Raw genomic sequence first — 16,630 nt, 5'->3', positions numbered from 1 at the left:
TTGCTTCTTCTGATTACCGAGACGGTATCGGATGAAGACGTGAGCCGATCGACGGACGGTGGGTTGTCACTGTGCTGTGCTTGCCGCGCGAACATTTCGAGGCATGAGGCGAAGCAGTTTCCGTGTGGTCGAATCCTGTGATGACCTCGTTCTCGAACGCGACGGCGGTGCGTCCGGGGGCGGCGATGATGCAGGTGGTGTCGGACGATCATGGTCGATTCGCTATGGCGTGACGTGTGGCGGCTCGTAGTCACCTTCGGTCGCTTCATGCCGAGCTGGACTCGGTACCCCAGCATCGGATCGCGAACGTCTGCGAACAGAGGATCACTCATCGTGAGTGCGCCCCGGCGTCGCGTCATCTATACGACGGTCGCGCAGGGACAACGACCTACCCAGGTTGCCCCGCGAGGGGTGCAGACGCGTGTGCGTGTTTCACGTGAAACAGTCGGGTCTCTTGGCCGGCTGTCACTTTCTCGAATCTGGGCTGGCTCGGACTGATGTCGGCTCGCTCCATGAGTCCGACCCCAATTGCACGTGGAGGGGATGGCGTCGCCGCTCCCGATGGCCGTGCAGCCGTCGTCTTCGAGTTGCGTCTGAGGGTGAAGTGATCCAACCGATCGAAGGGACCGAGGGTCGCCTGCGAAATCCGACGACCAGACTGATCGTCAGCAGGACCCGTTGTAGAACTTGGCGCCGAGCCCAGCTGACGGTCATCGAGACGCCGCCGCCGGCGACTGCGTATCCGACCCGCAGAATCGGATCGTGTTTCACGTGAAACACGTTCCAGGGCACGGTCCTGCCATCGAATCGTGCGACAGTTTTGGAGACGCTCTCGCCGATGCCCGGGGTTATCGATGGACCCGGCCCGAGGAGCAGTCGTAACCGCGCGACGTGACCTCGACCGGTGTGGGGTGCTCGCGACAACCGTCGTGACCCGAACTCCGGGAGCAGATACGAACCGTATGACGTTCGTGGGACCGGTTGACGGGTGCCGGCTGCAATGCCGTCGTATCCGGAAGCATGGGAGCCAATCGCGGACGACCCCACGGCGGGTGTTCCCAACAATCGGTCCCAACGAGTGGCTCATGGAATCGGCATTGAGACGGGTGCTGTGTGGCGGAGCCACGGTTGACATGTAGCGGGCTCGGTCGAGTGCGAGATGACGTCTCAGAAGCTGCCGGACGACGAAACCGCCGACGCTGTCCGACCAGAGCGAGCTGTCCGGTTTCACGTGAAACTGTGGCGGTGCCGAGAGCACGGAGACGGCTATCAGCGTTATGACTCGTCTCGACGAAGTGGTGGCTCAGATCCTGGGTGGGAAGGCGGATGCACGACCGCTGTCCACAGCGCCGTCCTTGGGTGGCCTCATTGGATCGACGGATTCTGTAGGACCCGCGATGGTGGTCGGGTCAATCTGCCGGTTGGGTGCTTCGCTTGCGGGCTCGCCGAGTGTCTATGGAGCAACGGTCGTAGTCGGCCCGGCCGAGGACACACGACGGCGGAGGGCAAAGGACAGCGATCCACTTCGAGTCCCCAGCCTGACGCTCTACGTCGAATGGGAGAAAGGAAAGGGCTCTCGTACCGGATGGGTCGGGCCGAACCGGCACATGGTTCACGACCGCCGAGCCTCTGAGACCTCGTCCGTATGAACATGTGCACGACTATTCGGCACGCGGGGCCACCCAGTCGACCGTTCGCGGCAACGCGATCATTGCGGCCTTTGTCGTGGAGCCTCCCACGGTTTCACGTGAAACATCGGAGCGATCCCCCAAGGCTGAACGGTCTCGGTGAGGTCGAACTATCGAGTAGCGACAAAGCACACGGATGGGAGCCCAAGGGTCGACGACATACGATTTGGGCAACTTACAGAGGTGTCGTTTGGCGATCCATGCCCGAGCACGGGATGATGTTTCACGTGGAACAAGAAGCGTCGGATAGCACCGAGTTGATGGCCGTCGCCGAGCAGATGTTCGGAGATGGACTGGATCTCGCCCGGAGGTATCACGAGTCCTTGGCTACCGCCGGGGTCGAACGAGGGCTGATCGGTCCACGGGAAGTTCCGCGACTCTGGGAGCGGCACATTCTCAATTGCGCCGCGATCGGCGAACTCATCGACGAGGGCGAGACTGTGGTCGACATCGGCAGCGGTGCCGGTCTGCCCGGTATCCCTCTCGCCATCGCTCGACCGGATCTTCGGGTGACGCTCGTCGAGCCTCTTCTTCGTAGAACCGTCTATCTGGCCGAGTTCATCGACGAGCACGATTTGAACGTGTTGGTCGTACGCGGGCGGGCCGAGCAGCCCGGCGTGAAGAAGGAAGCCGGTGGCGCGGATGTCGTCACATCCAGGGCTGTGGCACCGTTGGAGAAGCTCGCCAAATGGTCTCTCCCCCTCGTTCACGAACGCGGCCGGATGCTCGCGCTGAAGGGTTCCAGTGCAAGTGAGGAGATCGAACGCGACAGGACTTCCCTCACCCGTATGGGTGCTGGCAAGCTGGAGGTTGTGGAGTGCGGTGTCGGTCTTCTTCCGACGCCCACCATCGTCGTCAGGGCAGTCCGTGAGCCGCGGCGGCTCAGTCGTCACTGATGTCCGATCGCGGGGATCGACCCGCGTCGTCTGTATCGAACGTAGAACACATTCAGTTCCGCACTAAGGAGCACATATGTCGGGTGGGTCGGATCCCGCTGTTTCACGTGAAACAGAGTCCAAGAAGAAGTCGTCGAACGTAGCCGCCAGCAAGGCGGGGGTGACGAGTGGCTTCGAGTACGCCAACTCGATCTCGACCGACGACACCCCGATCGGGGCCGCGGCGCACCGGGCCAGTCAGGTCTTGCATCCCGGATCGGTGACGCTACCGAAGCCGGCGAAGCGACGCATGCTGACGATCGCCAACCAGAAGGGCGGGGTCGGCAAGACCACCACGGCGGTCAACCTCGCAGCCGCACTCGCGCTCCAGGGCCTGACGGTTTTGGTGGTGGATCTTGACCCTCAGGGCAACGCCAGCACGGCACTGGGCGTCGAGCATCACTCCGGGGTGCCGTCGAGCTACGAAGTGCTCATCGGCGAAGTGAAGGCCAAAGACGCAATCCAGCAGAGCCCGCACAGTGAGCGGTTGTTCTGCATCCCGGCGACGATCGACCTCGCGGGTGCGGAGATCGAGTTGGTCTCTATGGTTGCCCGAGAAGGACGCCTCAAGACGGCGTTGTCGGTCGAGGAGTTGTCCGGACTCGACGCCGATTTCATCCTCATCGACTGCCCACCTTCACTCGGCCTGCTGACCGTCAATGCGCTCGTGGCGGCGACCGAAGTGCTGATTCCCATTCAATGCGAGTACTACGCACTGGAGGGTGTGGGGCAGCTGCTTCGGAACATCGAGCTGGTTCAGTCCCATCTCAATCCTGAATTGCACGTCTCGACCGTCATCCTCACGATGTACGACGGCCGCACCAAACTGGCCGATCAGGTCGCCGAGGAAGTGCGGAAGCACTTCGGCGATGCCGTGCTGCGTGCCGTGATTCCGCGCAGTGTGAAGGTCTCCGAGGCGCCCGGGTACGGCATGACGGTGCTGGATTACGACCCGGGTTCACGTGGAGCAATGAGTTACTTGGACGCCGGACGAGAGCTCGCTGCTCGCTCGGCCGGCATCGACGCACGAAAGAAGTAGGGACATGAGTCAAGCACGTAAGGGCGGTCTGGGACGCGGGCTCGCGTCGCTGATCCCCACGGGCCCCGATGCCGGACCGCGCCTCGGCAACGCAGCAGCCGACGTCATCATCGGTGCCGACCGCAACGCCAAGGACAAGCCGGATACCTCGACGAAGCCCAAGCGGGCAGCGGCGTCCGACGACACCACAGAGACTGCAACGGCACCTACTCCGACGCCGCCGGTGCTGAACGGGGACGACCTCTCCCCTGTCGGTGCCGTGTATCGGGAGATCTCGCCGGACCGAATCGAGGCGAATCCCAAGCAGCCGAGGCACGTCTTCGACGACGAATCCCTTGCCGAACTGGTGCACTCGATTCGCGAATTCGGTCTCATGCAGCCGATCGTGGTGCGGCTCGTATCCGGTTCTGCAGCTGCAGGAGATGCCAAATACCAACTCGTCATGGGCGAGCGGCGGTGGCGCGCGAGCCAGGAGGCGGGCCTCGAGACCATCCCCGCGATCGTCCGGGAAACCGCAGACGACGCAATGCTGCGTGACGCACTGCTCGAGAACATCCATCGCGTACAGCTCAATCCGCTCGAAGAGGCGGCCGCATATCAGCAGCTGCTCGAGGAATTCGATGTGACGCACGAGGAACTCGCGGCAAAGATCGGTCGCTCACGCCCCGTCGTGACCAACATGATCCGTCTGCTGAAGCTGCCGATTCCGGTACAGAGACGTGTCGCAGCCGGTGTCCTGTCGGCGGGACATGCACGCGCATTGCTGTCGTTGGACGCGGGATCGGATGCACAGGAATCGTTGGCTGCGCGCATCGTGGCCGAGGGTCTCTCGGTTCGAGCGACGGAAGAAGCCGTCACTCTGGCCAATCGAGAGGACGGTAAGTCCCCCGAACCGGCGCCGAAGCGCAAGCCGATCCAGATGCCGGGTCTTCAGGATGTGGCCGATCGCCTCTCGGATTCGTTCGACACGAGGGTGACAGTGAGTCTGGGTAAGCGAAAAGGCAAGATCGTCGTCGAATTCGGGTCGGTCGACGACCTTCAGAGAATCGTCGAGATGATGGAAGCTCAGAAGAAAAAGTAGCCGCGTTTTTTAGGACCAGTCATACCAGGGCGTAACGTCACTGTGACGTATATCGACGACGAGTGGTCCTGAAAACGGCTAGTTCGATCGAAAACTATTGTGATGCACTAGATTTCGAGGATCTTCCCCGATCGCCAGGTAGCGCGACCCCGTCGCCTATCCTGGTCGAGGAGAGAATCGGCTCCCCACCGAGAATCGAGCGGTGGAACGACTGCACGGAGGCTGAGGTACGCGGTGTCGGCGATGGTGACCGGAGTGACCCTCGGCTCGTTCGAACATCTGCCGGCACATTCTCGGCGGTGCAGCTTCTGGGTCCTCGATCCCGCGTCCGACGGTGCGGCAGTGGACCTCGAATTCGAGAACGAGGTGTGGCTGTCGACGATCATGCTCGAGTGGGGATCGTGCGGACAGTTGTTGTCCGTGGACGGCAACACGATCGGGTGCGCGCTGTATTGCCCGCCCCGCGCAGTTCCTCGGGCGTCGACCTTCCCTACTTCGCCCGTCAGTCCCGACGCGGTCCTACTGACTCAGCTTCGTATAGATTCCCCGGCCGATGCGGATCTGCACTCGGCAACCCTGATTCAGGCGGTCGTCGGCGATCTCGTCAATCGTGGTGTTCGTGCCCTGGAGGCCTTCGGCATTCGCCACAATGCGGACGACGCGTCGCCCGCAATTCCCAACGCGACGGCACACGCAACATGCTCGGCCGCGACATGCATGATCGACGCCGACTTTCTGGAAAAGGTCGGCTTCGAGGTGGTGGCACCGCATCACAGGTTCCCGAGACTCCGCCTCGAATTGGATCGCGATCACGGATGGAAGCAGGACGTCGAATCGGCGCTGGAGCAATTGCTGGTGGCGGCGAGTATCTCCGTGGTCGACATCGAACAGAAGTCGACGGTCGGAGCTCGCTGAACGACGGGCTCGTACCGGTGGCGCGGGGGCGCCGTCGATCAGGGACGGTCGGCGGCTGCGAGTTCCTCGGCCAGTAGTTCGGCGAACGTGAACGTGCCGGTCGGTTGGTCGTCCTGACCCAGGAGGTACAACCGCTTGACGGCGATCAGGATTGCTTCGGCAATGATGTCGCGGAATCGCGGATCGCTCAGTACTTCGACGTCGGATTCGTTGGTGAGGTAGCCGAGGTCTATCTGGATGGTCGGCATGTTGGTGAGCCGCAACAGATCCCACGTGCGGCCGTGACTACGGCAATCCAGAAGTGGTGTGCGAGCCACGATTTCGCGTTGCACGTAGCTGGTGAGGACCTGGCCGATCATCGACGTGGATCCGTGCGAGTTGCCGAAGTGGAAGCTGGCCACTCCGTTGGCCACAGGACTGGTGCTCGACGCGCAGCGAAGCGAGATCATCAGATCTGCGCCCCAGGCGTTGGCGGTCTCCGCGCGGTCGGCCACCGACGGGTTGGTGCCCCGTGCACGAGAGAGGAACGTTTCCATTCCGGTCGCCGCCATTCGGCCTTCGAGACGACTGGCCAGATCCCACAGAATTTCCGATTCGGAGACGCGTCCGAATGTGCCGTCGACGATGCGGCCGGTGTCGGCACCACCGAGATCGGGGTCGATGACGATTCGCTTACCCGTCAACTGTGGGCCCGATTTGCGCACGAGTTCTTCTTCGCTCATAGCGTGGGGCGATCCACCGGTGACGCGGGTTCCGAGGAGGTCGAGTGAACGCAGTGTCGCCGGGCCACAGATACCGTCTGGTGCCAGACCGATCTCGCGTTGGAAGGACGACAGGCCCTCGTGCGTCTTCGGACCGAAGAAGCCGTCGACGCGTTCGTTGTAGAAGCCGAGGTCCTGCAGTCGTGTCTGCAAAGTGGCGACGTCGTCGCCGTACAGCGGAGCGGAGAGCTGGTAGATCAGTGTGCGGGCACCGAGGTGGTAGGACGCCTCTTTGAGGGCGCGATACGTGGCCGGTCCGACGACACCGTCGACCAGAAGACCACGATGCTGCTGGAACGCACGTACGGCACCGTCGAGGGCCCGGTCGAACACCGATCCTGGGGCCGTCCAGTGGCCGTCGTCCATCGGGCCGGGCGGAACCACGGCCTCGTGGAGGAAACCGAGTGCCGAGAGAGTGCCGCGGACCTCGGCGACGGCGGGTCCGGAATCGCCGTGACTGAGCTCCTGCATCCTGGAAAAACCCTCTCGATCGTCCTGACGGTCAACACGCACTTCGATGCGCTGATGTGCCGACGCAAGCATCGGCACATCAGATGATTGTCGCAGAAAGACGGGCGTCTGCGGCAATCCACACCAAGCTTGGGTGAGTCAGATAACGCCCTCGAGGTCCTTGAGCAGCGCGGCCTTGCCCTTTGCGCCGACGATCTGCTTGACCGGCTTGCCACCCTGGAACAGGATCAGCGTCGGGATGGACATGACCTTGAAGTCCCGAGCCGCCTGCGGGTTGGCGTCGATGTCGAGCTTGGCGATGGTCAGCTTGTCCTTGTGCTCGGCAGCAATCTCCTCGAGAACGGGAGCAACCATCTTGCACGGGCCGCACCAGGTGGCCCAGAAGTCGACCAGCACGGGCTTCTCGCTGGTCAGAACGTCGTCGACGAACGACGCGTCGGTGATGGTGACTGTGCTCTTGTCGTCGGACATGTGAATCTCCTCGGTGTGGGTCTGCAAACAGGTGGTGGGGCTACCGGTCAGGCGTTGACGGCGTCGACCGGCTGATCGGCGTGCTCGAGTGTGTTGGTGGTGATGTCGCCCTGCTCGGCCAGCCAACGCTCGGCGTCGATGGATGCGGTGCAACCGGTACCCGCAGCGGTGATGGCCTGCTGGTAGACGTGATCGACGAGGTCGCCTGCAGCGAACACGCCTTCGACCGAGGTGGCCGACGTGGGCGATGCGACCTTGACGTAGCCGGCATCGTCGAGTTCGACCTGGCCCTTGACCAGCTCGTTGCGAGGATCGTGGCCGATCGCCACGAACATCCCGGTGACGTCCAGAGTCGTCTTCTCGCCGGTGACTGCATGTTCCAGTGCCAGGCCGGTGACGCTGGTGTCGCCGAGCACTTCGAGAACCTTGGTGTCGGTGAGGAAGCGAATCTTCTCGTTGTTCTTGGCGCGCTCGAGCATGATGCGCGACGCGCGGAACTCGCTGCGGCGGTGCACGATCGTCACGCTGCGGGCGAAGCGCGTGAGGAAGGTTGCCTCTTCCATTGCCGAGTCGCCGCCGCCGATGACGGCGATGTCCTGGTCGCGGAAGAAGAACCCGTCGCAGGTGGCGCATGCGCTGACGCCGCGTCCGAGGAGCTTTTCCTCACCAGGAATGGAGAGGTACCGAGCGGCTGCACCCATCGCGAGAATGATCGCCCGAGCACGGTAGGTCTCGCCGCCGGCGGAGACGGTCTTGATCGGCCCGGTCAACTCGAGCTCCTCGACGTCCTCGGTGCGGATGTCGGCACCGAAACGTTTGGCCTGCTCGCGCATCTGTTCCATCAGATCGGGGCCCATGATGCCCTCGCGGAAACCGGGGAAGTTCTCGACCTCGGTCGTCGTCATCAAGGCACCGCCGAACTGGGTTCCCTCGAACAGGATGGGCTCCAGCTCAGCGCGGGCGGCGTAGACACCGGCGGTGTATCCGGCCGGTCCCGAGCCGACGATGATGAGATCGTGAACCTTGGGGGTACTCAATGCAGACCTTCCGATCTTGTGCGGCGTGTTCGTGGCGTCGACGCGCGAGTGCACTGAGCACTGCCTATCGACGTACATCTGGTCAACACCACCCTAGAGGCAGTTGTTCCCCGGTGAGAGACGTGTCAGCCGATATCGCGACGCGTGAGGACGTCGGGATTGCCGCGGCGGCAATCGTTGCCCACCGCCAGAGCGACGAACTGCGCCGGACGGGACCCGGCGAGGACGAGCAGGGTTCCCTGTCGGCCGTCGACTCGAACCTGACTGGATCCGAGCACGGCGACGGCGGGATCCACGCCGTTGGCGTCGAGACACGCGGCCAGGGCGGCTGGATCCGACAGGCTGCCGGGGTCGCTTTTGCCGATGACGGTGAACGCGACGTTCGAGTCGAGATCGGTGGAATCGAGAACAAGGGATGGATCGGGTGGCGTGGTCCCCGGCTCGGCGACGACGGGATCCGACGTGCCCGGGCTGTGCAGGACGGCGGCGAAGGTGACCGAGCCACCCGCGAGAAGTGCTGCAGCAGCGGCAATTCCGACGATCATGTGCCGGCGTGTACGCGCGGTACGGGGACGTCTGCGAAGCGGAAGGACGTCGGCGGTACGGTCCGCAGACTCCGTGTCGGCCAGGTTCACGAGAGTGCGATCGATCTGCCGGGCGACGTCGTCGGGAATGGGCATCGTGCCGTTCGGATCCTCGCCCAACTCGTGCAGCTGAGCGGTGACGGTATCCAGTGTCGCCAGTATTCGCATCGCCTCGGCGTCGGCTCGCACCAACGGCCACAGCCGACTGCTCACGTCCTCGGGCAGTGCATCTGCATGCAGGTCGGCCAGCAACTCGGGTGAGAACGGGGCACCGGGTAGAGCGTCGGTGTTCGACGACACGTTCCTGCCTCCCTTCGCCGAGTCTTCTTTCCCTCTCACACGGTTTAGACGCGAGGGGTCTAGATTCGGTTCCCTGCGTCCTTGAGGTACGCGAGCTGCGTCGACAATTTGAGTCTGCCGCGAGCGCATCGACTCTTCACGGTACCGGTGGGAACGCCGAGCAACGCTGCGGCGTCGGCTACCGAGTAGCCCTCCATATCCACGACGACCACTGCTGCTCGCTGGTCGGGCGGCAGCGTCATCAGGGCCTGTCGGACCAGGATGCTGGTCTCGGATTCGGAGATTCGGTCCCGAGGCGACACCGGTTCGTGACTCTCGTTCTCGCTCAACGGAACCGATGGACGCGCCTTGTTTCGGCGAATCCGGTCGAGGCACGCGTTGACGACGATCTTGTGCAACCAACTGCGAACTGCAGCGTCGGCGCGAAACGACCCGGCCGTTCGATGCGCGGAGAGCAAAGCCTCCTGTAACGCGTCGGATGCGTCCTCGGGTGTGTAGCTCGTGCGGCGAGCCGTGAGCCACAGGTGTTCATGATGGCGATGGATCAACGTGGCGAATGCGGTCGGCTCACCGGCTGCATGAGCAGCCAACAATTCCGCATCCGTGCGCTCCCCCAGCGCCGAATCGATACGTTCGGTCATACGAAAACGGCTCCCCCCGTGTCAACGCATGGGGGGAGCCTAGGCCATCGATACCGCGAAGTACGAAACGAACGCGATTTGCCTGTGTATCGCCGGTTTCAGGTGTCGAAACCGATCCCGGAGATCGAGGTTGCGATGCGGCCACCCTGCTCTCCGAGGGTGGTGATCCACACCAAGACGTTGCCGGTGGGTTCGGTGCCGTCGAGTGCGATGTCGGTGCGGCCGTTCTGCAGAGTGGCTTCACCGAGCAGTGTGGTGTCGCCGAGGCTCGGCGAATCGTTGGGAGCGGACCTGATCTCGACGACCGTTCCCGGCGACGTCGATTCGATCCAGGCGTTCTTCAACGTCGACGACGGGATGGTGACGAGCAGTCCGACACCGTTCTTCAACGCCGGGAACTGCTGGAAGTAGGAGTCGGTGGTCCACGCCGTGCTGGGGTTGTTGTCGATCACGTTCGATGCCGTGCCCGGGTTGTCTGCAGACCCCTGTGGGGAGAAGACGCTGACATCGCTCATCGCGACAGGCCCACCGGTCTGCGCCGGGGGTGCAGCGGTATCGCCGGCCGGCGGAGCGGCAGCCGGGGTCGTCAGCCCGAACTCCTGACTGTCCAGCGGCGCATCGGTGCTGTCGCCCGCGATGGAAGTGAACAACCAGTACCCGGCGAACGCCAGAATCAGCACTGTCAGAGCGCCGAGAACGGCGATGGCGATGTTGGTTCGCGTCGACTTCGCCTTCTCGGCTGCCAACTCTTCCGGGTCTGCGAGAGAGTGCCCACTGGCTCCCGGGGCACGCTGGCCCAGTCGGAGTGCCGGCATCAGATCGGTCTTGTCGTTGACCACCGCGGCCTGATCGAGAACGTGCTGCACCGTCGCGGCAGTGCGAATGCCACTGTTCTGCTCGAGCGCTCGCACCGCGACGGCAGAGATCTCGAACGGAACGTCGGGGCGAATTTCGCGAGGCTCGCGCGGCGCACCCTTGTCGTCCCGATCGGCCGGACGCATTCCGCCGACGCTGCGCAGGGATGCTGCGTCACCGGGAACGACGGCTTCTCCGGTGGTGTCCGACAACGGCCAGCGTGCAGTGATCAGGGCGTAGAGCATGGCACCGAGACCACGGACGTCCGAACTGGAGTCGGCATCCGCCAGAGTCGCGGGAAACGCCAGGACGGCGTTGCCGCTGGTACTGATGCGTACACGATCGGGGTGATCGATCGACAGTGCGCCGCCGCTTCGGTGCGCAGCCTCGGCCGCGGCCGCCAGGACCTTGATCGCACGAGCAGCCCCGGTGGGGGCAGGAACCGTGTCGGCCATCTCGCGCAGCGAGCGACCGGGAGTCCACTCGGCGACGACGATTCCGCCGGAGCTACCGCGCACCACGTCGAGCACCCGGGCGAGGCCGGGAGAGTTGATCCGGCCCAGGCGCAGCGTCCGGGACAGGATTGCCTGCGGGCCCTGAGTGCGGTCGTTGGGTGACGCCGTGGACTGCTGATCGGCGTCGACGAACGTCAACGCGACCTCGCGGTCGAGCTTGACGTCGTGGGCCTGCCAGAACTTGAGCCCGCGAGCTCCACCGTGCGGTGCCAACAGGCGGTAGCGTCCGCCGGCCACCGACGCGCCGGGAATCAGCGTCGGTCCGCGAAGGGTGCGCCCGGGGGCATCCGCGGTGGACTTGTCCTCGGCTGGTTTTTCGGCAGCTTTGTCCGTCGTCGGCTTCGGTGCTGGTTTGTCGACTGCAGCCGACTTCTTCGTCGCCTCCACCGGTGTGCTGTCGGTCTTCGGCTCGGCCTTGCTCGCGTCGTCGACCGGCAGCTTCGCCTTCGAGATGGAGACGGTCTTGTCCGACGGCTGGGCCGCCAGCGCTGCCTTGGAGATCGCGATCGTCTGATCCTTGGGAGCAGATGCTTTGCCCGCGTTCTTCTCGGGGGCCTCGGCACTGGATGCTGCCGCCGACTCCGGCGTGCTGGGTGTGCCCGGCTTCTTCGACGACTCGGCTGCTGTCGGATCCGGTGCTGTCGTTTCAGCTGGCTTCGACGGAGCAGATTCCTTGGCTGCAGCAGTGTCCTTGGACGACCCGGCAGATTCGGCCTTCACGGGCTCGGTGCGGTCCTGGGTGTCGACTTCGACTCCGCCGCTCGTTCGGTCGGCTTCGTTTGCTGGAGACTGTGCCGGCCCCCCAGCAACATCGTCGTCGGTCACTGTTACTCCTTCAGGCGAATATGCCCCGTGTTGTTCTACAAGCGGTCGACCTGCAGGGGCGTCTGCCCCCGGGTGCCGTTGACCAGGGTACGGGAGTCGATCCCGCGCAGTGTCCCATGTGGGCTCGGTTCGAATAACAGGAATCACGCTGGTTTCCGCGGCAGCCGGATCCGGCACCGAACCGGACGTCGCAGGCTCGGGCGGGGCCGACCGTCCGAGGACCCGGCGGACAAGACGGCTCAACGCGACGGTGACGGCCAGTACTTCGGGAATCTTGCCGAACCACAGGATGGAGAACGTGATGCCGAGCATGATGACGGCGTCCATCGCGACGCGCACGAAGTTGCCGATCCAGCCGTTCGCCATGGCGTCGAATCCGACGATCCGGTCGATGGCGAGCATGGCTGCGCCGCCGGCCAGCGAGGCGATGAGAACCAGCCAGACAGTCTTCCCGACGTTGGCCATCCGCAGGTTGCCGAGGCTCTTGTGCAGCAGGTACCCGCCGATGACGGCACCTGCGGTGTAGCCGAGGCCGGTCGCGGCGCCGAGGAGCAGCACCACCTGGTCGGGATCGGATGCGACGATCGGCGCGAGCAACGACAGGCCGATCTTGACGGTGGTGATGCCGAGCACGATCCACGTCGGAGTCCAGGCCTTCTCACGCGCGTAGAACACGCGGAGATGGATCAAGACCAGGGCGTACGGGATCAGGGAGAACGCCGACCAGCTCACGGCCTCGCCGAGTCTGGGTGCGACGTCGGCGAACCGGCCGAAGCCGTACAGCGCCACGCCCACCCACGGGCCCGCGAACGTCAGGAACACGACGATCGGCACCAGCGCGACCATCGTCAGCCGAGTGGCGACGGAGAGATCGTCGACCACCGAGGGCGTGTCACCGTTGGCGGCATTACGACTGAGCCTGGGCATGATCGCCGTCAGAACCGTGACGCCGAGAATGCCGTACGGCAACTGCAGCACGATCCAGGCCTGGGAATAGATCGTGGGGCTCGCGTCGTCGGCTCCCGACGAGATGTTGGTGGCGACGATCAGTCCGATCTGACTGATGACGACGTAGAGCACGATGGCGGCCGCCATCGCGCCGAACTTCTTCAGGCGCGCGTCGAACCCCCAGAGTGGGCGCAGGTCGATGCGCTCGCGGCGGAGCGCAGGGATCAGCGCCAGCACCTGGGTGATGACACCGGCGGTGACGCCCAGGCCGATGATCAGCAGCTGCGGGTTCGTCATGTCGACCGGGTTGACGGTGATCTCACCCGGCATCAGGAAGTAGATGCCGAACACCGCAAGTACAACAAGGTTGTTGAACACCGGTGCCCAGGCACCAGGCTTGAAGTTCTGCCGGGTGTTCAGTACGGCCGTGAGCAGCCCTGAGAGCCCGTAGAACATCAGCGCGGGCAACACCAGATAGGTGAACGCAATGGTCAGGTCCTCGTTGACCTTCGGGTCACCGTTGAGCATCAGACGCGCCAGCAGCGGCGCAGCGATGGTTGCGGCTAACGCCACGGTCCCGAGCAGCGCGACCGCAATGGTGAACAGGCGTCGGACGAAGTCACGTCCACCGTCGGCGTCCTCTTGCTCTGCGCGTACCAGGACGGGAACGACGATCGCTCCGAGGACGGCACCGAGCACCAGCTCGGAGATCATGTTCGGGAGAATCGTCGACACGGTGAACGCACTGGCCAGGCCGGCGCCCAGGGTGGCCGTCATGGCTACTTGCTTGGCAAAGCCCGTGATGCGGCTGACGAGGGTCGCCACGGCGATCGATCCCGATGCGGCCAGCAACGACTTCTGAGGTGTGGGTTCGGGCTGTGGCGCCGAGTCGTTGCCGCCCGGTGGAGTCTGCGGCGGAGGAACGGCACCCGACGCCGCTTCAGGTGGGTAGTCCTCGTCCCGGAACCGTGGGATGAGCTGGGTGACGGAGTCGTCCGCTGCAGGTTGACCGTCGAGCGGGGGCGGCGCCGGATAGGAACGCATCTCCGGTCGCGGTTGCCGCTCCCAGGGGGCGGGTCGTGGGGGCGTCGTGCGCCGGAACACCTGCGCTGCGGGCATGCGTGACCGGGGCAGGTCGCCGTCGTACGGCACATTGCCTGTCATGGTCTCTCGTACCCTTCGTCGGCCGGGTCGGGTTGTCCTCGGAATCGGTGCCAGAGTCGTCGGCCTGCAAGCAACAGTAGGAGCGCGCCGGCGCAGGCGGTAATTATCGCGAGGGCTTGACCGTATGCGTTCGATCGCACCGACACCGTCGATACCTCACCGAGCCGGGAGCCGTCGAGAGTGGTGACGGAGAAGTCGACCGACAGATTGCGTTTGTCGTCCACCTCGGCGGGCACGGTGATGGTTCGCGATCCGCGCGCCGGAAGTTGGGTCACGCCGACGTCGCTGATCGTCATCTCCGGTGGCGCGTCTACTCGGAGTAGTACGTTGACCGGCACCGGTAGGTCGTTGCGGGCCACCAGCAGCAGCGGACTCTGCTCGGAGGCAAGTGTGTAGACGCCGCCCGGGGCCAGCACCGTCACCGATCCGTAGACGGTGTCGAGTCCGACGCGGGTCGCGGTGAGACGGGTGCGTGCCATGGCCGCGGCCTCCTCGCCCTCGGCGCTGTCGCGACCTGCGGTCGACAGGGCGCGAAGCATGTCCTCGCGAAGTGGGGCGGTGTACAGGCGCGGAGTGAGAGCGGACTGGGGATCCTCGACCAGCGACTGCGTCAGAGTGTCCACGCGTGCGCTCTGAGTTCGCACCGTCTCGATGGCGGCGGCATCGAGATCGGTCGGCACATCGATGCTGGTCACCGGGATTCCGGTGGGAGGCTCGGTGATCAGGCCGGGTAGCGGGCGCGGCGTCGCCAGGCCCGAGCGCAACAGCGAGGACACCGTCGACAGGATTGCCGACGGCTCGTCGCCTCCCGCGGTCCAGTACTGCGGCGGTGCGACGGTCACCGTGCGGCCGGGTCGATCGGTGCCGACGAGGGCATGGAAATTGATGGCGCCGAGGGCGTCCTGCAGCCTTGCGGTGCGAGAGTCGGTGCCCAGGTCGAAGCGTTGATTCGCCGGGGTCAAGGCCGGGGTCGACGGCGTGGTCCCGACGCCGGCCAGTGCGGCGGTGGTCGCCGAGTCGTAGTGGGTGGCGGCCAAGGTGCCGGTCGGGTCGGCGGCGGTCGGCGCGGTGTCGGTGGACACCAACAGAGATGTCGGCGACGACGTGGGTGGGCTGATGCTGTTGTCGGCGACGAGGACAGTCCCGGTTCCCGACGATCTCAACGCGTCCGCAGCACTCGCGTCGACGCCGCCGGTGGCACTCCAGGTGAAGCCGCGCACCGAGCTGGTGCCGAGGATGCCGTCGACGATGTCGGCCGGAGCAGTGACAGCGCTGCTGAGCAGCGAGGAATCACCGATGTCGGCGACGGCGGCGAGGTCGGTCTGGGCGAACGGCAGGGCCGTCACGCACATGTTCGACGCCAGTGCCTCGAGCCGCGTCAACCATTGGGCTGCGGCCCCGCTGCCGGAGCCCTCCCGCGCGGAGCTGGCCGGATCGGCCGGGTTGTCGACGACGAGGTAGCCGCGGGTCATGTTCGAGACGGTGACCAGCAGGTCGGGATCGATGCCGATGCACAGGCTCGACGCCAGTTTGCCGTCGGGATCGAGACCGGGCTGCGTTGCGAACTCCAGTGCTTTGAGCAGGGTGTCGAGTCGACCACCAGCGGCGAGCTGGGTCGCCAGATCGTCGTCGATCAGGCGCACCCGGTCGTCGATGGAACCGGGAATTCCGGCCGCGAGACGGGGAATGTCGGCGAGCGGCCACAACACCGTCATCGCGACGGGGTTCCGGGTGTTGGGGGGCAGTGGCATCGCGTCGGGCGCTGCGGGGTCGAGCTGACCGGGATTCCGCGGCAGTCCGACGACGGGCAGCAGGAAGCGGGCGTCGTCGAGTCGAGCCGTGCCCCCGTACTCGGGGGTGCCGTTGACGTTGAGCAGCAGGGGGTAGACACCGGGAGCATCGATCCCGAGGGAGGGCTCGGTACTGCTTCGTAGCTGCATCGACAGATCGAACTGGCGGCTCTGATCCTTCTCCAGGGACTCCGCGACCGTAACGAAAGTCCCGACGCGATCGAATCTCTCCTGGTCGAGGGTGAGCGAGGTCCGCAGACCGGACGTCGTGTCGATGGCCGCCGCGCCCTGCAGGCGAACGCTGACGTCGTCGACGCGTCGATCTCCGGTGTTCTTCACCGTGGCGCGAACCGTGACGAACGGGTCGCTGCTGGTGGTGACCGTCGAGGGGGCGACGGTATCGATGCTCAGCGTCAGGAAGGGATCGCCGGACTGCGTCATCGGGGTATCGGGAACGGCGCTGGTGGTGCCGCTGGTGTCTCCAGCGGAATCTGGCTGCGCCGCGGCAGTAGGGAGCTGTTGGGGTACGAATGTTGCTGTGCCGACGGCCGGCGCTGCAGCGAGGAAAAACGAGGTCAATGCGGCGGCAGCGACCTTCCGGGCCCGCACG

The 16,630-nt window shown here is 64.7% G+C and carries 11 protein-coding genes; 4 read left to right on the top strand and 7 right to left on the bottom strand.

The window, feature by feature from the left end:
* The first annotated feature begins 1,906 nt into the window (after window positions 1–1,906).
* The 4 genes from rsmG (at window position 1,907) to E4P29_RS12520 (ending at window position 5,658) form a co-directional block, all read left to right on the top strand.
* Entirely contained in the window at window positions 1,907–2,584 is a 678-nt protein-coding gene (rsmG, locus tag E4P29_RS12535; protein ID WP_135045449.1) for a 16S rRNA (guanine(527)-N(7))-methyltransferase RsmG, read from the top strand.
* 76 nt (window positions 2,585–2,660) lie between these two features.
* Window positions 2,661–3,662, top strand: a complete 1,002-nt coding sequence (locus E4P29_RS12530; protein WP_135045084.1) for a ParA family protein — start codon at window positions 2,661–2,663, stop codon at window positions 3,660–3,662.
* A gap of 4 nt (window positions 3,663–3,666) precedes the next feature.
* The gene (locus E4P29_RS12525; protein ID WP_135045082.1) at window positions 3,667–4,743 is read left to right on the top strand and encodes a ParB/RepB/Spo0J family partition protein; all 1,077 of its coding nucleotides are present in this window, start codon (window positions 3,667–3,669) and stop codon (window positions 4,741–4,743) included.
* Between the two features lie 234 nt (window positions 4,744–4,977).
* Window positions 4,978–5,658: a GNAT family N-acetyltransferase gene (locus E4P29_RS12520; protein WP_135045079.1), complete on the top strand. Its 681-nt coding sequence runs from the start codon at window positions 4,978–4,980 to the stop codon at window positions 5,656–5,658.
* A gap of 38 nt (window positions 5,659–5,696) precedes the next feature.
* Here E4P29_RS12520 and E4P29_RS12515 read toward each other — a convergent pair whose 3' ends face one another.
* From E4P29_RS12515 to E4P29_RS12485, 7 genes are all read right to left on the bottom strand, one after another.
* The gene (locus E4P29_RS12515; RefSeq protein ID WP_032371397.1) at window positions 5,697–6,890 is read right to left on the bottom strand and encodes an N-acetylmuramoyl-L-alanine amidase; all 1,194 of its coding nucleotides are present in this window, start codon (window positions 6,888–6,890) and stop codon (window positions 5,697–5,699) included.
* A 138-nt stretch (window positions 6,891–7,028) separates the two neighbouring features.
* The gene (gene trxA, locus E4P29_RS12510) at window positions 7,029–7,361 is read right to left on the bottom strand and encodes a thioredoxin (protein ID WP_008711582.1); all 333 of its coding nucleotides are present in this window, start codon (window positions 7,359–7,361) and stop codon (window positions 7,029–7,031) included.
* 47 nt (window positions 7,362–7,408) lie between these two features.
* A complete protein-coding gene (gene trxB / locus E4P29_RS12505; RefSeq protein ID WP_135045077.1) occupies window positions 7,409–8,398 on the bottom strand; it encodes a thioredoxin-disulfide reductase in 990 nt (329 codons plus the stop codon).
* Window positions 8,399–8,523: 125 nt separating this feature from the next.
* Window positions 8,524–9,282, bottom strand: a complete 759-nt coding sequence (locus tag E4P29_RS12500; protein ID WP_135045075.1) for a hypothetical protein — start codon at window positions 9,280–9,282, stop codon at window positions 8,524–8,526.
* Window positions 9,283–9,341: 59 nt separating this feature from the next.
* Complete coding sequence (sigM, locus tag E4P29_RS12495; RefSeq protein WP_135045073.1) at window positions 9,342–9,923, bottom strand: RNA polymerase sigma factor SigM; 582 nt, start codon at window positions 9,921–9,923, stop codon at window positions 9,342–9,344.
* Between the two features lie 98 nt (window positions 9,924–10,021).
* Window positions 10,022–14,230 (bottom strand): lipid II flippase MurJ, encoded by a 4,209-nt coding sequence (locus E4P29_RS12490; RefSeq protein WP_209205395.1) that lies wholly within the window; start codon window positions 14,228–14,230, stop codon window positions 10,022–10,024.
* Window positions 14,227–16,629 (bottom strand): glycoprotein, encoded by a 2,403-nt coding sequence (locus E4P29_RS12485; protein ID WP_245154286.1) that lies wholly within the window; start codon window positions 16,627–16,629, stop codon window positions 14,227–14,229. Before E4P29_RS12485 ends, E4P29_RS12490 begins: the two co-directional genes overlap by 4 nt.
* Between the last annotated feature and the right edge of the window lies 1 nt (window position 16,630).

Origin of the sequence: Rhodococcus sp. 1R11, assembly GCF_004563845.1 — a bacterium.
In the GTDB taxonomy this organism is placed as follows: Bacteria; Actinomycetota; Actinomycetes; order Mycobacteriales; family Mycobacteriaceae; genus Rhodococcoides.
This window is presented reverse-complemented; position numbering and strand designations above follow the sequence as displayed.